Genomic DNA, 22,810 nt, shown 5'->3' on the forward strand with positions numbered 1-22,810 from the left:
GCTTGCAGCTTTCTCAACTATTTGTTGTTGCCAGCCAAGATAACACCATGACGGAGAGGGCGTCGAGTACCCCGTCCGGATGACCCGAAAAGAAAAAGCCCCGCACGATGGCGGGGCCTTTCCAAGTTTCAGAACTGAAAGGCGATTATTCGGCGCTTTCGTCAGCCGCCTTCTTCTTCGGTGCAGCCTTCTTCTTCGGCGCGGCTTCTTCGCCTTCACCGGCGTCGGCAGCTTCGGCCTTGGCGGCAGCCTTCTTCTTCGGCGCGGCCTTCTTGGTCTCGGCCTTCGTCTCGCCTTCTTCCTCGGCGAGCAGTTCTTCCTTCGTCACCTTCTTGTCGGTGACGTCGATTTCGGTCAGCAGGTGATCGATGACCTTCTCTTCGAAGATCGGGGCGCGGATCGAAGCGGCGGCGCCCGGCTGGCTGCGGAAGAATTCGAGGATCTGCTTTTCCTGACCGGGATATTGGCGCAGCTGATCGTAGATCGCGCGCTGCATCTCGTCTTCGGTGACTTCGACGCCGGCCTTTTCGCCGATCTCGGAGAGAACGAGGCCGAGGCGGACGCGACGCTCGGCAAGCGTCTTGTATTCCTCACGTGCCTTCTCTTCGGTCGTGTCTTCGTCCTCGAAGGTCTTGCCCGACTGGGCAAGGTCGTTGTTCACCTGGCTCCAGATGCCGTTGTACTCGGCATCGACGAGCGAAGCCGGGGTCTCGAACTTGTACATCTCGTCGAGCTGATCGAGGATCTGGCGCTTCAGCTTCTGGCGGGTCAGCGAGCCGTACTGCGATTCGATCTGGCCACGGACGATCTCCTTCAGGCGATCGGCAGATTCGATGCCGAGCTTGGAGGCGAGCTCGTCGTTGATTTCGACAGCGCCCGGAGCTGCGACATCCTTGACCGTGATGTCGAAGGTCGCTTCCTTGCCGGCGAGGTTCTTGGCCGGATAGTCGGCTGGGAAGGTGACGGTGATGGTCTTTTCTTCACCGGCCTTGACGCCGACGAGCTGGTCTTCGAAGCCCGGAATGAAGCGGCCGGAGCCGATCACCAGTTCGGCGCCCTGGTCGGTGCCGCCCTCGAAGGCTTCGCCGTCGACCTTGCCGACATAATCCATGGTGACGCGGTCGCCGTTTGCGGCCTTGCCGGTCTTGCTCTCGTAGGAGCGGGCGCTTTCGGCGACCTTCAGGACCTGCTCGTTGACTTCCTCATCCGAGATATCGATGACTTCGCGCGTAACCTTGATGCCCTTGACGGACTTAAGCTCGATCGGCGGCAGCACTTCGTAGGACAGCGTGAATTCGAAATCCTGCTGGGCGGTGAGGATCTTGTCGGCCTCGTCCTTGTCCTCGGTCATGGCGATTTCCGGCTGCGTGGCCGACTTCTCGCCGCGGCTGGACAGGATAGCGGCGGGCTGCTCGCGGACGATCTCGTTGACGAGATCGGCCATGATCGACTTGCCGTAAACCTTCTTCAGGTGAGCAGCGGGGACCTTGCCCGGACGGAAGCCGTTGATGCGGACCTTGTCCTTCACATCGGCAAGACGCTCATTCATCTTGTGTTCCATGTCCTTGGCCGGGATAACGACCTTGATTTCGCGCTTCAGCCCTTCAGCGAGCGTTTCGATAACCTGCATGTCTTCCTACCTTCATGTCGTGGCGGCCGTGCCCAGACGCCGTTCGTTTCTATGAGCACGACGCCGGCAGCGTGCCGCGCGTGGCTTTTCCCAATTCCTGCATCATTCCGCCCAAGGGGGAACGGCACTCGCTTCCGGGTATCAGGGGACTAAATTCTTAGTCTCCCCCTGCAAACAGCCTGGTGCGGGTAGAGAGACTTGAACTCCCACGCCTTGCGGCACCAGAACCTAAATCTGGCGTGTCTACCAATTTCACCATACCCGCGTTCACAGAACCGCATGCCTATGCCTGCGCATGAGGCCTTCCGAAGCGCGGCGTCTCTATATCACCCGATTTGGTCGAGGCAAAGGAAAAATGAACGTCCAATGACAGGCTATTCAAGGCCCAAAGCCGCCCTGCCCCGAAGGCTTCGGAGATCAGTAAAGCGGTTCGTCGTAGACCGGCTTGCCGTCGACGAGCAGGCTGCGAATCTGCGCGCTTCCATCCGGCGAGACCCTCACCGCTATGGCGACGTTGCCATCGTTGCGGGCCTCCTCGATCGGTTTGCCCTGACCTTCCGGAACATAATAGCGCTCGATGCCGTATTCGACCCGGATGCTGTCGCCCGCAGCCATCCCGCCGCTATAGAAAGGCTTGCTGCGCAGGATCACCGTCTCCGGCTGCGGCGGCAGCGCCTGGAAAGACGATTCGCTCACCGTCCAGAAACCGTCCGCCTGCTTCTTCAACCGGACCCACAGCATGCGTTCGCCGGGTTGGGCGGGAATACCGCCGGAGACCGTCTGCACCGGCACGGTAGAAATGTCGTAATTCAAGACGACATAATCGCCGCGCAGGAAATCCCGTGGGTCGACCGGGGCGGTTTTCAGCAGGACCTCAGCGCCGCTGCTGAGGATCGATGCACGGCTCTGGATGATCGTGCCGAGGATCACGGTCTGCAAGCCGGCGACGATGATCGCCGAAACGAGATATCCCTTGCCGGACTGCAGCCAAGCCATCAACGAGCTCATGCGCGCGCCTCCCGTGAAAAGCGCCGTTCGAGACGGATGACAATCCAGGCGACAAGCGCCACCACGAGACCGGAGAAAAGGAAGAGGCTCGACGTGCCGAGGATCGAGCCGACGGTGACGGAGGCGAGATAGAGCATCTCCGCGGCAAAGGTCGTATAGGCGAGATAACGCACCGCGCCGTTATCCCTGCCCTGCAGAGCGATCGCCAGCACGGCAGCGGCGAGCGTCGCCACCCCGAGCACCACCAGCCGCCAGCCTTGCTCGATCTCGATATGCAGCAGCAGCAAGCCAATGACGGCGATGAGGAAGCTGTAGAAAGCCGGCGCTGCGCCGGCACTCCTGACGAGGGAAGTGATACGGGGGTGCGGCAAGGCTGTCAGCGCGAACACCGCCATGCCGCCGATCGCGAAGGCGAGCGCCACCGCGATCTCCTCATAAAGAGTATAGAGCCAGGCGAGCCAGCCGATCAACAGCAGATAGGCGAGATGACGGGCGCGCTCGGCACCGGTGTAACGCACCAGCGCGACTGTGATCACCGCCATGACCGGCGCCATCCAGGGATCAAATCCGATCCAATGCGTGTCGTTGTTCTCGAGATAGACGGCGAAGGACGCCCAGGAGAGAAAGCCCGCGACGACGACGACCGCGCCCGAACGAAACAAGATCGCCGAGACCGTCGCAATCGCGAACCAGAGATACATCACGGTCTGCTCGTCGCCGGAGAGATGATACATCTGCCCGACCAGCGAAATCGCGCCACCGAAGCTCATCGCGCCGATGACCAACAGCCCGCTTGCTGCCGCTGTCGCACCTCGGGCAAACATGGAAGCGGCGGCAATGTGCACAGCCCAGATCAGCGCGAGAATGGCGCCGACCCGCACCAGCCGCGGAATGGCCTCCCAGTTGGACGCGACGACCAGCAGGACGGCAGCAGCAAGCAGCACCGCCGCCAGCGCCATCAGCACTCGACCCAGGCTGAAACTTGCCGGACGGCTGTCATATTCGGTGAGAAGCTTGGCCGCCGTTTCCTGTCCAATCAGACCCTTGCCCACCCAGAGCGAGAGATCCCGCTCCAATCTGCCGCGATACATACCTCCACCCCTCATTTCCGTGTCGCTCGCTCCGGCGCTGCGGCTTCCATCGTTATAGCCGCAGCAAGCGGCTTCGCAAACGCCCGTCGCGGCGACAAATATGCAAATTCCTCAGTGGTCTAATTTGGGTCAGATGTTAACCGGGCGCTAACGTCGCAACTGCTAATATGAGCATATAAAAGACAGACATGCGGTTTACGCATACCCCTCATGTATTTATTGCACTGCAAAATATCCATTAGTCATACTATTTACCGCTCTATCGAAGCACGGGGATGGCGCCCCGGCCCGGTTTTCCGGATGCCCACGGACGCTTTGTTCGTGATGAGATTCGCAGCCGCGCACTCCTCCTCCCAAGCGCGCTGTGATAGACTGGCAACACTCCTCCTCCCAGTTGCCAGTCAATATAATGCGCCCGCCGGATCCTCCCCGGCGGGCGTTCTTTTTGAAGATTGTAACTTAGACAATTCAAACACTTAACGGCATCCGAGCTGCGGCGCTGCCGCCAAAGCGAGATGTCGAAGTCCCGGTTGCGTGAAACTGCGGGACCCATCACGATCCATCGCTTTGCCATTGGCATTGAGACGAATGAACAGCTTGGCGATGCAGCGCGAAACGCCACCGGACTGATCGTCAGAAAGGTGGGCTTTGTTTCATCGCAAGGCGAGTGAGCGGGAGAAAAGGCGGATTTCTCCAGCGATTATTTTGCCTATTCGTTGACCAGAATGCGGTAAGATTATGTAAAGCATTGCACAGCTCGCATGGGTGACTTGAAAACTTGGCTGTTTTCGTTCTTCGCGACGCAACATATATTCCGGCCATCAAATAGAGGTCAGCGCCGATCGGTGGCCGCTGGCAGGTCAAACCCTAGGAAAGGGGCTTAACATGAACATCACTCGCTCTTTCAACAACTGGCGCAAGTATCGTCAGACCGTCACGGAACTCGGTCGCATGACCAACCGCGAATTGCATGACCTCGGCATTGACCGTTCGGACATCCATCGCGTCGCTCGCGAAGCTTCTTCTCGCTAATTCAAGGCGATCGCTACTTCCTCCCAAGCAGATCGCAAATGATTGAAACGCCCGCTGCACCGCAGCGGGCGTTTTCTTTTGCAAACAATGCACTTCCGCTCCGGTTGCGACCTTCCCCGTTCTTTCGTCCGCTTAAAAAATATTCACCGCTCAAATTGCGAGCATCATCGTGCACAATTGCATGGCAGACGCCTCTTATTTGCACTGCACAATGCGACCGATATCGCCTATATAAACATCAACCGCAGAGAGACAGGCGATCCCGCCGTCCCGCGGATATTTGTTCGAGGAAGAAGACAATGAACCCGATCCGTATCGCAAAAAGCTGGCTCAGCTATCGTCGTACAATCAACGAACTCGGCAGCCTGTCGAACCAGACCCTGTCTGATATCGGTGTCAGCCGCTACGACATCCGCAACATCGCATCCCGCTCTTTCCGCTAATCGCGGATCTCGCAACGGGCACGATGTTTCAAGACGGCGCCATTATGGGCGCCGTTTTTGATTCCGGGTGTTGGATCGCACCTGCCGACATGATATCAGCCCGGAATGAACACGATCTCCTCCTACTCCCCTATCCACGTCGTCGGCGGCGGGCTTGCCGGTTCGGAAGCCGCGTGGCAGATCGCCAGTGTGGGCGTACCCGTCATTCTGCATGAGATGCGCGGCGTGCGCGGCACGGATGCGCACAAGACCGACGGTCTTGCCGAACTCGTCTGCTCCAATTCCTTCCGTTCCGACGATGCGACCAGCAATGCCGTCGGCGTCATCCATGCGGAAATGCGCATGGCGGGGTCGCTGATCATGGCCGCGGCCGACCGCCACCAGGTACCGGCCGGCGGCGCGCTCGCCGTCGATCGCGACGGCTTCTCCAAGGCAGTCACCAAGGCAATCCACGACCATCCGCTCATCACCGTCGTGCGCGAAGAGATCACCGGCCTGCCGCCGCGTGAGTGGGATCTAGCCATCGTCGCCACCGGACCGCTGACGGCGCCGTCGCTCGCAGCCGCGATACAGGCGGAGACCGGTGAGGATTCGCTTGCTTTCTTCGACGCCATTGCGCCGATCGTCTACCGCGACAGCATCGACATGGATATCTGCTGGTATCAGTCGCGCTACGACAAGATCGGCCCCGGCGGCACCGGCAAGGATTACATCAACTGCCCGATGGACGAAGCGCAATACAATGCCTTCGTCGACGCGTTGATCGCAGGCGACACGGTCGGTTTCAAGGAATGGGAAGGCACCCCCTATTTCGACGGCTGCCTGCCGATCGAGGTCATGGCCGAACGCGGCCGCGAGACACTGCGCCACGGGCCGATGAAGCCGATGGGTTTGACGAACGCGCACAATCCGACCGTCAAGGCCTATGCCGTCGTGCAGCTGCGGCAGGACAATGCGCTCGGCACTCTCTACAACATGGTCGGCTTTCAGACGAAGCTGAAATACGGCGCGCAGGCGGAAATCTTCCGGATGATTCCGGGTCTTCAAGATGCGGAATTTGCCCGGCTCGGCGGCCTGCACCGCAATACCTACATCAATTCCCCCACCCTGCTCGATCCGTCGCTGACGCTGAAATCACGACCGGGCCTGCGTTTTGCCGGCCAGATCACCGGCTGCGAGGGGTATGTGGAAAGCGCCAGCGTCGGGCTGATGGCCGGGCGTTTCGCCGCCGCCGAACGCAAGGGTGAGGCAATCTCGCTACCGCCGGCGACGACGGCACTTGGTTCGCTGCTCGGTCATATCATCGGCGGGCATATCGTCACCGACGAGGAGCCGGGCAAGCGATCGTTCCAGCCGATGAATATCAATTTCGGGCTGTTTCCCGAACTCGAGCCGGGCTCGATCGTCAAGCCCGAGGGCGTCAAGCGCTTTCGCGGCAAGGACAAAACGATCATGAAACGGCAGTTGATCGCACATCGCGCGCTTGCCGACTGCGCCGCCTGGCTCGGCCAGACGCCGACCTTTGCCGAAAGTGCCTAGAGCCTTTCATGTTTTGACGGAAGCATAGCCCGCATTTGAGAAGTAGTTGGCGCATTCCTCTGGCTTGATGGTGTCGGCGAGTAAGCCCAGATGGCGCCAGGTTTCCTCGCTGGTTCGCTTTTGGGCCTGGCGCATCCAGTGCTTGATCTTGGCGAAGGCTTGTTCGATCGGATTAAGGTCGGGGGAATATTTTGGCAGGAACCAGAGCTTGGCGCCGACGGCCCTGATGGCGTCGCGGATGGCTTTGGCTTTGTGAGAGCCGAGATTATCGAGGATGACGATGTCGCCAGGTTTGAGGGTCGGGATCAACTGCTGGCGGACATAGGCGTGAAAGCATTCGCCATTGATGGGACCGTCGAAGACGCAGGGCGCAGTGAGCTTGTCGCAGCGTAGGGCGCCGAGGAAGGTCAGGGTGCGCCAGCGGCCATGCGGGGCAAAGCCGCGCAATCTTTTGCCCCTCGGCCCCCACCCGCGTAACGGCGCCATGTTGGTGCGGATCCAGGTCTCGTCGATAAAGACGAGCCGCTTCGGATCGAAGCGGTCTTGCCAGGCTTTCCAGCGGGCTCTGCGCCGGGCAATGTCGGCGCGGCCCTGCTCAAGGGCGAACAGTGTTTTTTTAAAGCTCAAGCCCTCGCGGCGCATGAACTGCCAGATGGCATTGTGGGAGACGCTCACGCCGCGGGCGGCCAACTCATCCTTCAGCCGATGTAGCGTCAGATGCGATGTCTGCTCGATCTGCTCGACGATGAAGGCGCGGTGCGGCTCCAGCACACGTCGGCGATGGCCGCCCATCTTGCCCGGTGACACACTGCCGGTGGCCCGATAACGCTGTGACCACTTCACCACGGATGAGACAGCTATGTCGAACCGCTCCGCCACCACCCGGCAGCTCTGACCGTCCACAACCGCTGCAACGACTCGCTCGCGAAGATCATTCGAATAGGGTCGCGTCATGGATGCTGGCCTCCATTCCAGCATCCATGATGAATCACAAATCTGCTGATTTGGGAATCCAGAACCGATTCCGATAAGCAATGATCCGCTCTAGCAGCTGTTCTACTGCTTGTTGGCCGCGGAAATACTGTCGGATGGCAGATCCTTATCCGGCTCGGCGATGTAATTGCCGAGCAGCCAGAGCGCCACTTCGGAAGCCTCCTTCGGCGAGGCAAACTCGAATTTGCCGTTGTGGCTGGGGGCATCGAGAAATTCGATCGCCAACCCCCTGCCCGTCTCCGTGCTCACGGCACGCACACGGCCGGGCTCAATCAGATGGCAGGAGAAATGGCGTGCCATGTTGCGCATGAGGCCGGCCTTGTTGTCGTGCAGGCGCACGAAGATCGCCTGCCCGTTTTCCGTCGCCTGCAGCTGGCGGATCGCCTCGTTGGGAAAGGCGCGGCCGAACTCGATGATGGCCAGACCCGTGTCGTGCAGATTGTCTTCCTTGTTTTGCGCAGCCATGCGTGTGGCTGCGAAAGCAAAGAAGATGACGATGGCGAAAAGGACGCACCAGACGATAATGCCCACGCCGAGTCTCCGTTCAAAGCATAGTGGTGAAGGCGTTATAGCGCGCGAGACTTGCGCGAATTTGAACGATATCAGATTTTCCGACGGCCCGCTGACAGCGCCATTCTGAGCTGGCGGCGCCATTGCGGCGGCTGCAGCGGCCGGTCGAACAGGAGAGAACCCTGCCTCTGCGCCTTGAGGAGCACCGGTTCGGCCAAAGTCGCGGGAAGGAAAGCAGGGAAGACGGCTGACGCAATCGATCCTGCCCCTCTCGCCTTTGCCAGATGCTCAAGGCCCAGCCCGGCGAAGGCCTCGATGGCGGCGGAGATGCGCGATCGGTCTTCGCCGGCGAGGAAGGCGTCGCGGTCGAGCCCGGTGGCGGAAAGGATCTGCAGCGGAATATAGAGCTGGCCGCGGCGGCGATGCAGCGGCATCAGCAGCAACAGCCCGGCAATCGCCTGTGCGACGCCGGCATGGCCGGCGGCATCCGCCGATCGCGGTGCCTCCTCCGGCGAAAGCACGAGGCTTGCGAGCTGGATCAGCGCGGAGGCCGTTTCGCCGGCATAACCTTCGAGCGAGACCCGCGTCTCCATTGGATCGTCATAAAGGTCGAAAGTGCGGGCGTCGATCATGTCGACCAGCGTCTTGCGCGGCAGGCGATGGGTTTCGATCGCCGTCAGAAGTGCGGCGGCGACGGGATTGGCTGCCGTCGAGCCATGCGCGCTGCCTTCCAGCAGGTCGCGCCAGTATTGCATGCGCACTTCGCCAGGCAGCGGCTCGTGCACCAGATCGCGGATGCGGGCAAGCTCCGCGTTGAACGCGTAAAGGGCCGCCAGCGCGCCGCGCTTCTCCTGCGGCGACAGGAGACAGGCGAGATAACGGTCGCGATCATTGTCGCGCAGCATCGCCAGGCAGATGTCCTGGTTCGTCGCTAGTTTCGCATCAGCCATCGTCAGACCGCAATCAATGCCGCAGCGACGGCGCGCTGCTCCGACAGCATGATGTTGAAGGTGCGGACCGCGGCACCCGTGCTCATCGGATCGGAAGAAATGCCGCGCGCCTTCAGCACCTGTTTCAATTCGTCGGGCAGACGGCGAAGCTCGGTTCCGGTGCCGACGAGCAGAACCTCGATATCGGCGGCCTCATCAAGCACACGGCGGAAGTTTTCAGGCGTCAGCGGCTCCGATACGTCCATGTCCCAGCCGTAAATGCCGGAGGGCAGGCAAAGGATCGAGCCGCGATGGGACATGTCGGCAAAACGGAAACCGCCATTGCCGTAGGTGTCGATCGGAGCCCGGCCAGGAAAATGCGCCGCGCGGATTTCTATGCCTTTTGCCATGTTTTCAAACCACCGTGCCGGATTTTACACCAGCATCCGTCTTGTTGCTCTCTTCGCCGTCGGGAACCTCCGGCCGCAGCCGGAAGACGATCAAGACGGGAGCCGCGATATAGATCGAAGAGAAAGTGCCGAGCGCGACTCCGAAGAGCATCGCAAAGGAAAAGGAGCGAATGACGTCGCCGCCGAACAGATAGAGCGCGAGCAGCGCAAGCAGTGTCGTCGCGGCCGTCAAGACAGTGCGCGACAATGTCTGGTTGATCGAGGCATCGATCAGGATCGGCAGCGGCATCTTCCTGTATCGTACGAGATTCTCGCGCATCCGGTCATAGACGACGACCGTGTCGTTCAAGGAGTAGCCGACGATGGTCAGTACGGCGGCAATGCTCGTCAAGTTGAACTCGATGCCGGTCAGCACGAAAAGCCCGAGCATGATGATGACGTCGTGCAGCGTGGCAATAATGGCGCCAATGGCGAACTGCCATTCAAAACGGATCCATATGTAGATCAGGATCGACGCGAGTGCGGCTGCGACACCAAGCGTCGCCATCGTCGTCAATTCGCCCGAAATGGCGGGGCCGACGACCTCGACGCGGCGGAAATCATAGTCTGTCTCGAGTTCGCCGCGCACCAGCGTCGCCGCTGATTGCTCGGCGTTCTCGCCGCCCCCTTGGGAGGCGATGCGGATGCGCGCGTTCGACGGCCCGCCCGTACGCTCGACACTGACCTCGCCAATATTGAGATCGTCAAGGCGTGATTTAAGATCAGCGATGTCGGCATTGCCCTGTTTCGCCGTCACCTCGATGAGAGAGCCGCCCGTGAAATCGATCCCGAGCTGCAGGCCAACGGTGGCAAAGGCCGCCATGGCGATCAGCGAGATCACTGCCGAGGCCGTGAAGACGTAACGGCGGATCCCCATGAAACGCACATTGGCGTGCTCGAAAAGCTGCGCGAGAACGCTCTTCGGCAGATGCCTGGGATGGCGCGCTTTCAGCCAGGCGGCAACGATCGAGCGTGTCACCGTGAAAGCCATGATGACTGTCGTCAGAATGCCGACCGCCAGCGTCACCGCGAAACCGCGAATAGACTCGCTGCCGAGAAACAGAAGGATGATTGCGGCGATAAAGATCGTGACATTCGCGTCGACGATCGTTGCGAAGGCGCGCGAGAAGCCGCGGCCGACAGCCTGTGCAAAGGAGGAGCCGGTTCTTTCCTCTTCGCGGATGCGCTCATAGATCAGCACGTTGGAATCGACCGCCATGCCGACAATAAGCACGATGCCGGCAATACCAGGCAAAGTCAGCGTGGCGCCGGCAAGGCTGAGTGCAGCGACGATGAAGATCAGATTGAAGAAGATCGAGACGACGGCGATGGCGCCGAGAATACGGTAGAGCGCGATCATCAGCGCTGCGACCAGTACGACGGCGACGAGACCGGCAACCAGGCCGGAGAATATGGAATCGGCGCCGAAGCTTGGGCTGACGCTGCGCTCCTCGACGCTGGTCAACGTCGCCGGCATGGCGCCGGCGCGCAGCATTACCGCAAGTTCGCGAACGCCATCCTCGGAGAAATTCGCCGAAATCCGGCCCTCGCCGCCAGTGATCGCCGCATCGATGACCGGCGCAGCCATCACCTGATCGTCAAAGACGATGGCAAGGTGCTTGCCGATATTTTGCGCTGTCGCCTGCGCCAGCCGCTGCGTGCCCTCCGCATCGAGGCGATAGTCAATCAAGGTATCCTGCGTCTGCGGATCGACGACAGGCTCGATATCGACCATGTTGCTGCCGGTGACGAATGCCGTGCGGTCGACGAGATAAGGAACAGGTGGATCGTCGATCGAATAGAGCACCTGCGAGCTGGCCGGCCAGCGGCCGTTCAGCGCCTCCTGTCCCGACATGCTTTCGTCGAGCAGATGAAAGGAAAGCTTTGCCGGCTGGTTCAGAATATTCTTCAGCCGCTCCGCATCGACGAATCCCAGCACCTGCACGACGATCCGGTCGTCGCCATCGGGGCGAACCTGAAAGTCTTTATAGCCGAAGCCAGCGATGCGGCGACCGACGATATCGAGCGATCGGCTGCGGGCCGAGGCGACGTCGGTGGTGATGCCGGCATCGGATATCTGCAGTGAGAGCTGCCCTTCCTCGCCCTGCCGCAGCGCAAGGCCGGTGCCTGAATGTTCGTCACCTGATGTCAGAGGCTTCAGAAGATCGACCGCCTTTTTCGTCTCTGCCGGATCGGTAATCCGGACAGTGACAGTCTGGCCGTTGCCGGTCAGCCCGGTATAGCGGATGCCGGCACCTCTCAGCGCCTTTCGCACATTCGCGACCGTCTCTTCCAACCGGTCTTTGACGATATCGGATCGCTCGACCTTCAGAACGATGTGCGAACCGCCCTGCAGGTCAAGACCGAGTGTCACGCGGTCGTTTTGCCACCATCCCGGCAGAGAAGAGCGCTGCGCCTCGCTCAGGAGATTGGGCGCAGCAACGACGACGGCCGCAAATGCAACCAGCCAAATCAGAAGTGTTTTCAAGCGGGAAAAATGCAACATTCTCTCGACGATCTTCCGATCCGGCGGTTCCGCCGTTATCGCTTGTTACGCCGCGTCGGCCTTGACAGGCTCACCCTTGACGCGAACGTCAGAAATGCCGCTGCGGACGATGCGCACGCGAACACCTTCGGCAATCTCGACCTCGACTTCCTTATCGTCGACGACCTTCGTCACCTTGCCGACGAGACCACCGCCGGTCACGATCTGGTCGCCACGGCGGATCGCCTTCAGAGTTTCCTCACGCTTCTTGGCCTGCGCGCGCTGCGGCCGGATCAGCAGAAAATACCAGACGACCATCAGCGGCACGAACAGGATGATCATTTCGAAACCGGAACCGCCGAATCCTGTTGCGGTATCGGTCGCAGTCTGGGCGAATGCCGGGGTGATGAACATGCTAAACTCCTCAGGCTTCTATGGCGGAACTCCGCCTGCTTTTCAGGTTGCCGGACTATAGTTGCAGCTTGGATGAATGCAACAGAAACAGCCGGGAACAGTACCGATTCCGCTGCCTCATAACCTTTCCGCTGGCAAAACGCCATGGTAGGCGGCATCGAAAGATCAAAGCGGCTTGCCGCAGCGAGAAATCAGGAGGCCCATGATGACCGAGGAAATCAACACCGCCCTGCTTGCCGAACTGAAAAGGCTCGCTGACGCCGTGCAGCGGCTGGCCGGACCGGCACCTGCCGTCAACGATTGGAATGCGGCCGACTGTTTCGTCTGGGCACCGTCGCGTCAGTATCTGCAGCCGGTGAAGAAGCCGAACCGGGTGGCGCTGAAACTCATCCGCGGTGTCGATCACGTGCGCGACATCCTGCATGAGAATACGGTGCGGTTCGCCGAGGGTTATGCCGCCAACAACGTGCTTCTCTGGGGCGCGCGCGGCATGGGCAAATCCTCGCTTGTCAAGGCCGTGCATGAGGATGTCAGGCGCGAGAGCGGCGTCCCGCTGAAGCTGGTCGAGGTTCATCGCGAGGATATTGCGAGCCTGCCCAACCTGCTCGACCTGCTGAAGGACACGCCGTACCGTGTGATCGTCTTCTGCGACGACCTCTCCTTCGATCACGACGACACCGCCTACAAGTCACTGAAGGCGGCACTCGATGGCGGGGTCGAAGGGCGGCCCGACAATGTGCTATTCTACGCAACGTCAAATCGGCGCCATCTTCTGCCGCGTCACATGATGGAAAACGAACAGTCGACGGCGATCAATCCATCGGAGGCCGTCGAGGAAAAGGTTTCGCTATCCGACCGCTTCGGTCTTTGGCTCGGCTTTCACAAATGCAGCCAGGAAGACTATCTCGGCATGATTGACGGCTATGCCGATCACTTCAAGCTCGGTCTCGACCGTGACAAGATGCATGCCGAGGCGCTGGAATGGGCAACGACACGCGGTGCGCGCTCCGGCCGCGTGGCCTGGCAATATATCCAGGATCTGGCCGGACGTATGCGCGTTCATATCGACCGGGCGTAGGCGCCTCTCCCCAAACGGAACGGACGAGATCTAGAAATGACAAAAGCCCGGCTGGCGGCCGGGCTTTTGCGCTCCCTGGTACGCTATACCTATTCCAGGAAAGTCATCGGATTGACCGGCGAGGCGTCCTTGCGGACCTCGAAATGGACCTGCGGCTGCTTGACGTCGCCGCTCATGCCGGAGACGGCGACGGTCTGCCCGCGCTGAATCTTCTGACCACGGGTGACGCTCAGCGTGTCGGCGTTGCCGTAGACGGTGACGGTGCCGTCGTCGTGACGGACGAGTACCGTATTGCCGAGCTCCTTCAGGCCGTTACCGGCATAAATGACAACGCCGTTTTCCGCGGCTTTGATCGGCGTGCCCTGCGGCACCGAGATATCGATGCCGTCATTGCGGTTGCCGTTGACGTTGGCGCCGTAGGCGGCAATCACCTGACCGCGGACCGGCCAGCGATATTTGCCGATGCCGGTCGATTCCGGTGCGTCGGAGTTGACGTCGGACTTCTTCTCGACATCATCAACGGACTGGGTGGCGACCGGCGCCTTGTAAGGCGCGGGCTGAACGGAGGCGGTCTGTTGGGCGGGCGCCGGATCAGCCGGCTTCGACTCGACCTTCTCAGCCGGGATCGAGGCGGTCTTGACAGTATCTGCACTGCCATTCGGAAGCTTCAGGGCCTGTCCGACACGCAGCGAATTCGCCGAAAGATTGTTGGCCGCCTTGAGATCGTCGATGTTGGTGCCTGTCGCCTTTGCGATCTTCGCCAGCGAATCGCCCTGCTTGACGACATAGCTGTCGGCCGGCGTCTTCGGGTCCTTGCCGGCGCCAACCGGAACCTTGCCGGTGGGATCGGTGCTCGCCATGGTCTTGTCCCGGGCGGAATTGGCGCCGGGGACGACAGCGACCTTCTGTTCCGGCGCCTTGGCCGGGTCCGGCATATTGCCGGGCTTGGAAAGATCAGCCGCCTGCGAAGCCGCCTTGGCGGCATTGCCGCCATTCAAAGTCGGGATCAGGATTGCCTGGCCAGGTTTAGCGGCAGAAGCCATCTTCAGATTATTGACGCGCAGGATTTCCTTTTCCGGAACGCCAAAGCGCCGCGACAACGTCGCAATGCTCTCACCCGGGCGCAGCGTGACGGAAGGTGCGTTGGTCGCGGACCAACCGGAAACCTTCGGCGTCGTGCCCGTCGTCAAAGAATCGGGCGTCGGCTTCGGGGCAGCGGGCGCTACGAGCCGCTGCTTATCAAGCTGCGCCGAAGCGGGGAACGGCTGTGCAAGCGCGACTTCCTTTTCCCGCTGGCGGGACGGCGCCGCGGCCGTCGGAGCGGCGAGATCGGAACGCTGTATCGAGACCGGCGAGGAAGCCATGCGTGCGCTCGACGTGCGCACCGGCTCGTAACTCTGACGCGCCGGATAGGGCTGATACAGCGTATTATTGCCGCCGCCGTAACCGGACTGACTGACAACGGCGGAACCGCCGAGATCGGCGCGCGGCACCGGATCGCCTTGCTGACCGCTGGGCGGAATGGAACTGGTGGTAATCTGATCCCGCCCCGAGGAGGAAAACAAGCCGCCGAACCGTGTCACATCGGAACTGCAGCCTGTTGCGGTACTCGCCAGCAGGCCAACAACCAGGAGATTACCGGCCGACTTACTGAACTTCGGCGAAAGACTGAAACGCATTGACTCGACCCACTGAGAACGCAACCATTTGTGAGTCTATTAAAACGCGTTAGTGTTACCACGCGGTTAAGAGGCTGGAATCAGTGCGATATTTTTGAGAAGTTGATAACCATAGCTTACGGGTGAAAAATCGCAGTGCCTGGAAGGTGATCCCGAAAAGTGCGCGGTCTTTCAGACGCTGCCTCTACAGCAGCGATGCAAGACGCGGAACAATCGGCAGATAAGGGGCTTCGAACAGTTCCTCGCGTTCGAAACGGGTGCCGGTTTTCGTCAGCCGCACCATGCGACACTCATTCTCGGAAATCATCAGCGGCGCAATCATCGAACCACCGGAAACGAGTTGGTCGGTATAAAAGCGCGGCATGGTATTGAATGCGGCGGTGACCAGAATACGGTCGAAGGTGCCCTCTCCCTGCATGCCGGCGCTGCCGTCGGCGTGGCGGATGACGACATTGCGCAGACCGAGCGATTCCATGCGCCGCTGTGCAGCCGTCGTCAGCGTCTTGTAGCGGTCGATCGACAGAACACGCTCGGCCAGACGGCCCATGACAGCGGCGGTGAAGCCGCTGCCGGTGCCGACTTCCAGGACGCGCTGCCCCGGTTTGAGCTTCAGGTGATGCAGGATGCGGACGACAAAATCGATGCCTTCAAGGAAAGAGCCGCATTCGATCGGTATCGTCCGGCTCGAATAGGCGTCGTCTGAAAATTGCGGCGGCACGAACAGCGAGCGCTGTGTCTGCTCGACCGCCGTCAGCAGATCGAGATCAGAGATGCCTTCGGCACGCAGTCTGAGGACGAGCGCCGCAAAGCCCTCCTTCTCCGCCAGTCTTGCCGTCAAACTTGTGCTCCGTATCCCAAGGCCCGCGCCACGCGGTCCGTCACGGAATAATCGGTCAGATCCAGTTTCAAAGGCGTTACCGAAATCTTGTTATGCTTCAAGGCGTGAATATCGGTGCCTTCGATGAATGCGCCAGCACGTTCGCCGAACTTCAGCCAGTAATAGGGAAAACCCCGGCCATCGGAGCGGGCGTCGACCTGCAGGTTGAAGGCAAGCTTGCCCTGCATGGTGACCTCGGCGCCGTCGACCTCGTCGGGGCGGCAGTTTGGGAAGTTGAGATTGAGGAACGTACCGTCCGGCAGGTCCAGCACCATCAGTTTTTCCAGAAGAGCCGGTGCATGTGCTTCGCAGACCTCCCAGGGCACGATGCGCGCGCCGTCCTCGTAAAGATAAGCTTGGCTCAGCGCAAAGGAGCGCACGCCCTGCATCGTGCCTTCGATGGCGCCGGCGATCGTGCCGGAATATGTCACGTCGTCTGCGACGTTCGAACCCGAATTGACGCCGGAGAGGACGAGATCAGGCTTGATGTCCATTACCTGGCGGATGCCCATGATGACGCAATCCGTCGGCGTGCCGCGCAAGGCGAAATGCTTGTCGGAAATCTTGCGCAGCCGCAAAGGCTCAGACAGGCTCAGCGAATGGGCCAGGCCGCTCTGGTCGGTCTCGGGCGCCACGATCCAGACGTCGTCGGACAGTGTGCGGGCGATCCGCTCCAGCGCGGCAAGGCCTTCGGCATGGATGCCATCGTCATTCGTGAGCAGGATGCGCATCGCCTCAGGCCGCCCGTTCGATCTTCGTCATTCCGCCCATATAGGGCAGCAAAACGTCCGGAATCGTGACGGAACCATCTTCGTTCAGATAATTCTCGAGGATGGCGATCAGGCAGCGGCCGACAGCGGTGCCGGAACCGTTCAGCGTGTGCACGAACTTGTTGCTCTTATCGTCCTTGCCGCGATAGCGCGCATTCATGCGACGGGCCTGGAAATCGCCGCAGACCGAGCAGGAGGAAATTTCGCGGAAAGTGTTCTGCCCCGGCAGCCAGACTTCGAGATCGTAGGTCTTGCGCGAGCCGAAGCCCATGTCGCCGGTGCACAACGTCATCGTGCGGAAATGCAGGCCAAGACGCTTCAGCACTTCCTCGGCGCAGGCGGTCATCCGCTCGTGCTCGGCGATCGAACTTTCGGCGTCGGTGATCGAGACGAGCTCGCACTTCCAGAACTGGTGCTGGCGCAGCATGCCGCGGGTGTCGCGGCCGGCCGAACCCGCCTCGGAACGGAAAGACGGCGTCAACGCGGTGAAGCGGAGCGGCAGCTTGTCCTGGTCGAGGATTTCCTCGCGCACCAGGTTGGTCAGGGTCACCTCGGCCGTCGGAATGAGATAACGGCTGTCGGTCGTCTTGAAGAGATCCTCTTCGAACTTCGGCAGGTTGCCGGTGCCGAACAGCGCTTCAGCGCGCACCATCAGCGGCGAACTGACCTCGGTGTAGCCGTGCTCGCTGGTGTGGAGGTCGATCATGAACTGTCCGAGCGCCCGTTCGAGCTTGGCGAGCGGCCCGGTCAGGACCGTGAAGCGCGAACCGGAGAGCTTGGCGGCGCGCTCGAAATCCATATAGCCGAGCGCCTCGCCGATTTCGAAATGCTCCTTCGGCGTGTGGTTCCAACGGGGCTTTTCGCCGACGATGCGGCTGACGGCATTGTCGTGCTCGTCCTTGCCGACAGGAACGTCGTCCAAGGGCACGTTCGGAATGCGCGAGAGAGCGTCGTTGAGCTCGGCGGAAAGCAGACGCTCCTCCTCCTCAGCTGCTGGCAGCGTCACCTTGATTTCTGCAACCTCGGCCTTCAGCTTCTCGGCAAGCTCGGTATTCTTCTGCGCCATGGCTGCGCCGATCTCCTTCGAGGCGGCGTTGCGGCGGGACAGCAAATCCTGCGCCTTCTGCACGGCGGAGCGGCGCTTTTCATCGAGGGCGACCAGAGTTTGGGCCAGAGGCTCGGCGCCGCGCTTGGCAAGGGCGGCATCGAGCGCTTCGGGATTCTCACGGATCCATTTGATATCGAGCATCGTCGTTCCAACTCGTTGCAACAGAAGTGACCGGTCGGAGAAACCGACCGGACAGGAAACGGCAGACCTCGGGAAAATGTCGGAAACCGGTCAGACGTTGTCCGTCTTGGCGACGTCGGAGGAACCAGAAGCCTCTTCAAGTGCCTGTCGGGAACGCTGACGCTCCACGAGTCGTGCCGCGTAGATGGAAATCTCGTAGAGAAGGATCGTCGGCAGCGCAAGGCCGATCTGGGACATCGGATCCGGTGGCGTCAGCACGGCAGCGACGACGAAGGCGAGAACGATGGCAAACTTGCGCTTCTCGGCGAGCCATTGCGACGTCAGCAGACCGACGCGGGCAAGCAGCGTCGTGATGACGGGCAGCTGGAACACGAGGCCGAAAGAGAAGACAAGCGTCATGATGAGGCTGAGATATTCCGAGACCTTCGGCATCAGCGAGATCGCCACCTCGTCATGCCCCGGCGCCTGCTGCATCGACAGGAAGAACCACATGACCATCGGCGTGAAGAAGAAATAGACGAGCGCGGCACCCATGAGGAACAGGACCGGCGACGCGATCAGGAACGGCAGGAAGGCCTGGCGCTCGTTCTTATAGAGGCCGGGGGCTACGAACTTATAGACCTGGGCGGCAATGATGGGGAAAGCGACCACCAGGCCGCCGAACATCGCCACCTTGACCTGGGTAAAGAAGAACTCCTGGGGCGCGGTATAAATCAGCTGGGCCTTCTCGACGTCGAGATGCGCCCATTCCACGGCCGTCTTGTAGGGGATGACCAGATAGTTGAAGAGATGCTTGGCAAAAAAGAAGCATACAATGAAGGCGATGAAGAACGCCCCGATCGACCAGATCAGCCGCGTGCGCAGCTCCATCAGGTGCTCGATCAGCGGCTGCGGCTTGTCTTCGATATCACCGCTCATGCCTCGTCCTTCTTCTTCTGGGTCGGCTTCTTCGGTGTTGCAGGCTTCCTGACTGCCGCGGCGCGCTTCGGCTTTTCCACCGGTACGGCAACGGCTGCGGCGGCATCGACCTTGTCGGCAGCCTTGACGCGTGGCCTGCGCACGGCCTTCGGCTTCTCGGCGACCGTATCGGCCTGGGCAATCGCTGCTGCGACCGGCTCAGGCTGCACAGGCGCCGGCACCAGGGGCGGCGTTTCCGGCAGGCTCATCGGGGCCGAGACGGCAGCCGGCGGCACTTCGGTCTTATTTTCCGGAGCAGCAGTCGTCTTCTGCAAGTCGGCCTTGATCTCGTTGCCCATCTGGCGAAGCGGGTTCATCGCTTCACGCAGGCTGTTGACCGGGTTGAGCTTCTGGGCGTCGCTGATCGTCTGGCGGACATCGTCAAGCTCGGCTTCGCGCAACGCTTCGTCGAACTGCGCCCGAAATTCACCCGCAACCTTGCGGGCGCGCTGCGTCATCTTGCCGAAAGCGCGCAGCATCGGCGGCAAATCCTTGGGACCGACAACGACGATCAGCACGACCGCGATGACCAAAAGCTCGGTCCAGCCAATATCGAACATGCAAGGCTCCTGGACGGGAAGCGCGGGGGCTGCGCTTTTTCCCGGACTTGTTTACTTCGTTTCGTCGGCCTTGTGATCGACGGTCTTCGCCGCTTCCGGCGCGTCTTCGTCCGTCATGCCCTTCTTGAAGCTTTTGATGCCCTTGGCGACATCGCCCATCAGTTCCGGAATCTTGCCGCGCCCGAACAACAACAGCACGATGACCAGAACGATCAGCCAGTGCCACATGCTAAGAGAACCCATCACTCTAACTCCCTGTTTCGATGTTCCCACGATGTAAGAATTTCCCACACCGTTTCCAACATCAAGCCCTTTGAACTGCGCTTAATGTCACGGTATCGCCCTTTATGACAAGTCATTGACCCGTCGAAAAATCGTGAGCACCATTGTTTTCGTCTTGCATGGCAAAAGCAAGACGAAGTCCTTCAATCTTCGGAGGTAGAACGCGGGGCGAGCAACCCGAGTTCTTCGAGATCCATCTGCGTGATCGGATCCTCGTCCTCGGTCAGTTCGTCATTCATCGACGGCGAGGGAATATTGAAATTCGCCGGGATGCGGCCCGATAGCAGACCCGCTCCCTTCAACTCTTCGAGACCCGGCAGATCGCGCAGTTCCTCGAGGCCGAAATGGTCGAGAAAATCGCGCGTCGTACCCAATGTCACCGGGCGGCCCGGTGTGCGCCGGCGGCCGCGAAACCGCACCCAACCGGCTTCCATCAGCACGTCGAGCGTGCCGCGCGAGGTCTGAACGCCGCGAATATCCTCGATCTCGGCGCGCGTCACCGGCTGGTGATAGGCGATGATCGCCAGCACTTCCAAGGCGGCGCGCGAAAGCTTTTTCACTTCATTGTCGTCGCGGCGGATGACGAAGGACAGATCGGCGGCAGTGCGGAAGGCCCAGGCACCTTCGACCTGCACGAGATTGACGCCGCGCGGCGCATATTGCTCCTTCAGGCGCAGCATGATCGCATGCACATTAGCGTTTCTGGGAAGCCGCTCGGCGATAAAACCTTCGGAAACGGGCTGTGAGGACGCGAAGACCAGCGCCTCGGCGATGCGCTCGGCCTCGATCTCGGCCTGCAGGTCGCGGCCCTCCTCCCCAAAATCCTCGTCGTCCGTCAGATCGATCAAACCGGCCGCTCCTGTTCCACCACCTGCAGCGTCGCATGTTTCGGACCGCGGCGCATGTAGATCGGCTGAAAGGCGCCGTCCTGACGGATTTCGAGCTTGCCCTCGCGCACCAGTTCCAGCGAAGCGGCGAAGGCGCTGGCGATCGCCGTCACGCGTTCCTCGGGCGCTGCGAGATAACGCAGCAGATAATGCTCCATCGCCGTCCAGTCGCCGACCTCGCCGATCATCTGGGTCAGCAGCTCACGGGCATCGGTCAGCGACCAGACATTACGCCTCTCGATCGTCACCTGGGTGATGGCATGGCGCTGGCGCAGCGCCGCATAGGCGGTCAGGAGATCGTAGAGGCTTGCGGCGTAAGCCGATTGTTGCCGATCGGGAATGTGCTCGGGTGCACCGCGGGCGAAGATATCGCGGCCGAGGCGGTTGCGGTTGACGAGGCCCTCCGCCGCTTGCCGCATGGCCTCGAGGCGCTTTAGGCGGAAGGCGAGCGTTGCCGCCATCTCCTCGCCCGAAGGGCCGTCATCCTTGACTTGCTGGGGTATGAGCAGCCGCGACTTGAGATAGGCAAGCCAGGCCGCCATGACGAGATAATCGGCGGCAAGCTCGATGCGGATGCGCCGGGCGCTTTCGACGAACTGCAAATATTGTTCGGCGAGCGCCAAGACCGATATGCGCGACAGGTCGACCTTCTGGTTGCGGGCGAGATAGAGCAGCAGGTCGAGCGGGCCTTCGAATCCGGCCACGTCGATCACCAGCGCCGGTTCGTGACTGGCGCGCTCAGCGCCGTTCTCCTGCCACAGCTTGTCCATCGGCGTTGCCGCCTGCGGACGTTCCGCGCCCTTGACAGTGCTCACCACCCTGCTCTCCTACGATCACACCGACACAAACATTGCCTCGAATTCCGCCCTCAATGCCGCCTCGTCGGCAGTATCCGGAGCGGCAAAGCCTGCTTCTACCGCTTTTGCGCGGGCAAGCGAAAGACCGGCGAGCGGCGGAACATTTGCCACGACATCTAGCATCTCGTCCATCTTGCCATTGCAATGCAGCACGATATCGCATCCGCCCGCAATGATATTCGCCGCCCTTTCGCCGATCGTGCCGGAAAGCGCGTTCATCGAGCTATCGTCGGAAAGCAGCAGACCGCCAAAGCCGATGTGCTGACGGATGACGCCGTCGATCACCTTGCGCGAGGTCGTCGCCGGATTGTCCGGGTCGATTGAGGTGAAGACGAGATGGCAGGTCATTGCCATCAGTTCGTCTTTCATCGCGGTGAAGGGCGGGAAATCATGGGCCTCCAGCTCATCGCGGGATACGGTAACGACAGGCAGCTCCAGATGTGAATCGGCAAAGCCGCGACCATGGCCGGGCATATGCTTCATGACGGGCAGCAGGCCGCCGGCCTTCAGCCCCTCGCCAGCCGCCCGTCCCATTGCGATAACCGTCAGTGGATCGCCGCCATAGGCGCGGTCGCCGATGACGTTGCTGCTGCCTTCGACCGGCACGTCGAGAACCGGCAGGCAATCGACATTGATGCCGAGCTTCGAAAGATCGAAGGCATGCAGGCGCGACATCAGCCAGGCGGCGCGCAGCCCGAGCGCCCGGTCGCGGCGATAGAGATCGCCCAGCGCCTGGCCAGAGGGATAACGCGGCAAAACCGGCGGACGGATGCGCTGAACGCGACCACCCTCCTGGTCGATCAGAACCGGTGCGTGCCAGCCGACGCTGTCGCGCAGCTCGGCAACGAGATCAGTGATCTGCGCTGCTTCGGAGATATTGCGCCCAAAGAGAATGAAGCCCCAGGGCCGTTCGTCCCGGTAAAAGGCCTTTTCTTCGGATGTGAGGGCAAGGCCGCTGCAGCCAAGGATCATCGCTTTTGATTCGGTCATGGAGGAATCATAGACGGCGGCGGGCCAAATGCGAGCAAACGCGGGCGCGATGCACAAAAAAGAGCGGTGGGCCGATCCGGCTCGCCGCTCTCATAATTCAA

At 60.9% G+C, this 22,810-nt stretch carries 23 protein-coding genes and 1 tRNA gene; 4 read left to right on the forward strand and 20 right to left on the reverse strand.

The genetic code is table 11. From position 1 onward, the window contains the following. Positions 1-145 precede the first annotated feature (145 nt). The 4 genes from tig to CO660_RS10630 all read right to left on the reverse strand — a co-directional run bounded on the left by tig (position 146) and on the right by CO660_RS10630 (position 3,729). Positions 146-1,630, reverse strand: a complete 1,485-nt coding sequence (gene tig, locus CO660_RS10615) for a trigger factor (RefSeq protein ID WP_097598641.1) — start codon at positions 1,628-1,630, stop codon at positions 146-148. Between the two features lie 180 nt (positions 1,631-1,810). Continuing rightward, a tRNA-Leu gene (locus CO660_RS10620) sits at positions 1,811-1,895 on the reverse strand. Positions 1,896-2,047: 152 nt separating this feature from the next. Further along, positions 2,048-2,638 carry a GDYXXLXY domain-containing protein gene (locus tag CO660_RS10625; protein ID WP_097598642.1) on the reverse strand — a complete coding sequence of 197 codons (591 nt, stop codon included), beginning with the start codon at positions 2,636-2,638 and terminating at the stop codon, positions 2,048-2,050. Continuing rightward, the gene (locus CO660_RS10630) at positions 2,635-3,729 is read right to left on the reverse strand and encodes a DUF2157 domain-containing protein (RefSeq protein WP_097598643.1); all 1,095 of its coding nucleotides are present in this window, start codon (positions 3,727-3,729) and stop codon (positions 2,635-2,637) included. The genes CO660_RS10625 and CO660_RS10630 overlap by 4 nt, the downstream gene beginning before the upstream one ends. Before the next feature lie 885 nt (positions 3,730-4,614). Between CO660_RS10630 and CO660_RS10635 the strand changes: the two genes are divergently transcribed. The 3 genes from CO660_RS10635 (at position 4,615) to trmFO (ending at position 6,743) form a co-directional block, all read left to right on the forward strand. Beyond that, positions 4,615-4,761, forward strand: coding sequence for a DUF1127 domain-containing protein (locus CO660_RS10635; RefSeq protein ID WP_004678838.1), 147 nt, complete (start codon positions 4,615-4,617; stop codon positions 4,759-4,761). A gap of 299 nt (positions 4,762-5,060) precedes the next feature. Next, on the forward strand, positions 5,061-5,204 hold the full coding sequence (locus tag CO660_RS10640; protein WP_085777942.1) for a DUF1127 domain-containing protein: 144 nt from the start codon (positions 5,061-5,063) through the stop codon (positions 5,202-5,204). A 105-nt stretch (positions 5,205-5,309) separates the two neighbouring features. Beyond that, the gene (gene trmFO / locus CO660_RS10645; protein ID WP_097598644.1) at positions 5,310-6,743 is read left to right on the forward strand and encodes a methylenetetrahydrofolate--tRNA-(uracil(54)-C(5))-methyltransferase (FADH(2)-oxidizing) TrmFO; all 1,434 of its coding nucleotides are present in this window, start codon (positions 5,310-5,312) and stop codon (positions 6,741-6,743) included. A 6-nt stretch (positions 6,744-6,749) separates the two neighbouring features. Here the strand turns inward: trmFO and CO660_RS10650 are convergent, their stop codons facing one another. The 6 genes from CO660_RS10650 to yajC all read right to left on the reverse strand — a co-directional run bounded on the left by CO660_RS10650 (position 6,750) and on the right by yajC (position 12,523). Next, positions 6,750-7,697 carry an IS630 family transposase gene (locus CO660_RS10650; RefSeq protein WP_097598645.1) on the reverse strand — a complete coding sequence of 316 codons (948 nt, stop codon included), beginning with the start codon at positions 7,695-7,697 and terminating at the stop codon, positions 6,750-6,752. Positions 7,698-7,799: 102 nt separating this feature from the next. Then, positions 7,800-8,267 (reverse strand): hypothetical protein, encoded by a 468-nt coding sequence (locus CO660_RS10655; protein ID WP_097598646.1) that lies wholly within the window; start codon positions 8,265-8,267, stop codon positions 7,800-7,802. 71 nt (positions 8,268-8,338) lie between these two features. Continuing rightward, on the reverse strand, positions 8,339-9,196 hold the full coding sequence (locus tag CO660_RS10660; protein ID WP_097598647.1) for a phytoene/squalene synthase family protein: 858 nt from the start codon (positions 9,194-9,196) through the stop codon (positions 8,339-8,341). Positions 9,197-9,198: 2 nt separating this feature from the next. Continuing rightward, positions 9,199-9,585, reverse strand: a complete 387-nt coding sequence (locus CO660_RS10665; protein WP_097598648.1) for an Mth938-like domain-containing protein — start codon at positions 9,583-9,585, stop codon at positions 9,199-9,201. A 4-nt stretch (positions 9,586-9,589) separates the two neighbouring features. Beyond that, positions 9,590-12,130: a protein translocase subunit SecDF gene (secDF, locus tag CO660_RS10670; RefSeq protein WP_097598649.1), complete on the reverse strand. Its 2,541-nt coding sequence runs from the start codon at positions 12,128-12,130 to the stop codon at positions 9,590-9,592. 45 nt (positions 12,131-12,175) lie between these two features. Further along, positions 12,176-12,523: a preprotein translocase subunit YajC gene (gene yajC, locus CO660_RS10675; protein WP_064696006.1), complete on the reverse strand. Its 348-nt coding sequence runs from the start codon at positions 12,521-12,523 to the stop codon at positions 12,176-12,178. Positions 12,524-12,728: 205 nt separating this feature from the next. Here yajC and CO660_RS10680 point away from each other — a divergent pair, with 205 nt between their 5' ends. Continuing rightward, positions 12,729-13,601, forward strand: coding sequence for an ATP-binding protein (locus CO660_RS10680; RefSeq protein ID WP_097598742.1), 873 nt, complete (start codon positions 12,729-12,731; stop codon positions 13,599-13,601). Between the two features lie 89 nt (positions 13,602-13,690). Here the strand turns inward: CO660_RS10680 and CO660_RS10685 are convergent, their stop codons facing one another. The 10 genes from CO660_RS10685 to nagZ form a co-directional block, all read right to left on the reverse strand. After that, positions 13,691-15,280 carry a peptidoglycan DD-metalloendopeptidase family protein gene (locus CO660_RS10685; protein ID WP_097598650.1) on the reverse strand — a complete coding sequence of 530 codons (1,590 nt, stop codon included), beginning with the start codon at positions 15,278-15,280 and terminating at the stop codon, positions 13,691-13,693. Between the two features lie 184 nt (positions 15,281-15,464). Further along, positions 15,465-16,118 carry a protein-L-isoaspartate(D-aspartate) O-methyltransferase gene (locus CO660_RS10690; protein WP_097598651.1) on the reverse strand — a complete coding sequence of 218 codons (654 nt, stop codon included), beginning with the start codon at positions 16,116-16,118 and terminating at the stop codon, positions 15,465-15,467. After that, positions 16,115-16,888, reverse strand: a complete 774-nt coding sequence (gene surE / locus CO660_RS10695; RefSeq protein ID WP_085777934.1) for a 5'/3'-nucleotidase SurE — start codon at positions 16,886-16,888, stop codon at positions 16,115-16,117. The genes CO660_RS10690 and surE overlap by 4 nt, the downstream gene beginning before the upstream one ends. A gap of 4 nt (positions 16,889-16,892) precedes the next feature. Beyond that, complete coding sequence (gene serS / locus CO660_RS10700; protein ID WP_097598652.1) at positions 16,893-18,176, reverse strand: serine--tRNA ligase; 1,284 nt, start codon at positions 18,174-18,176, stop codon at positions 16,893-16,895. Positions 18,177-18,266: 90 nt separating this feature from the next. After that, positions 18,267-19,094, reverse strand: a complete 828-nt coding sequence (tatC, locus tag CO660_RS10705) for a twin-arginine translocase subunit TatC (protein ID WP_085777932.1) — start codon at positions 19,092-19,094, stop codon at positions 18,267-18,269. After that, entirely contained in the window at positions 19,091-19,693 is a 603-nt protein-coding gene (gene tatB, locus CO660_RS10710) for a Sec-independent protein translocase protein TatB (protein ID WP_097598653.1), read from the reverse strand. The genes tatC and tatB overlap by 4 nt, the downstream gene beginning before the upstream one ends. Positions 19,694-19,744: 51 nt before the next feature. Then, positions 19,745-19,936 (reverse strand): twin-arginine translocase TatA/TatE family subunit, encoded by a 192-nt coding sequence (locus tag CO660_RS10715; protein ID WP_097598654.1) that lies wholly within the window; start codon positions 19,934-19,936, stop codon positions 19,745-19,747. A gap of 182 nt (positions 19,937-20,118) precedes the next feature. Next, complete coding sequence (scpB, locus tag CO660_RS10720; protein ID WP_085777929.1) at positions 20,119-20,823, reverse strand: SMC-Scp complex subunit ScpB; 705 nt, start codon at positions 20,821-20,823, stop codon at positions 20,119-20,121. Then, positions 20,820-21,677 (reverse strand): ScpA family protein, encoded by an 858-nt coding sequence (locus tag CO660_RS10725; RefSeq protein ID WP_085780051.1) that lies wholly within the window; start codon positions 21,675-21,677, stop codon positions 20,820-20,822. Before CO660_RS10725 ends, scpB begins: the two co-directional genes overlap by 4 nt. 18 nt (positions 21,678-21,695) lie before the next feature. Next, on the reverse strand, positions 21,696-22,709 hold the full coding sequence (gene nagZ / locus CO660_RS10730; protein ID WP_097598743.1) for a beta-N-acetylhexosaminidase: 1,014 nt from the start codon (positions 22,707-22,709) through the stop codon (positions 21,696-21,698). Between the last annotated feature and the right edge of the window lie 101 nt (positions 22,710-22,810).

It is taken from the genome of Rhizobium sp. L9 (assembly GCF_002531885.1).
Lineage (GTDB): Bacteria > Pseudomonadota > Alphaproteobacteria > Rhizobiales > Rhizobiaceae > Rhizobium.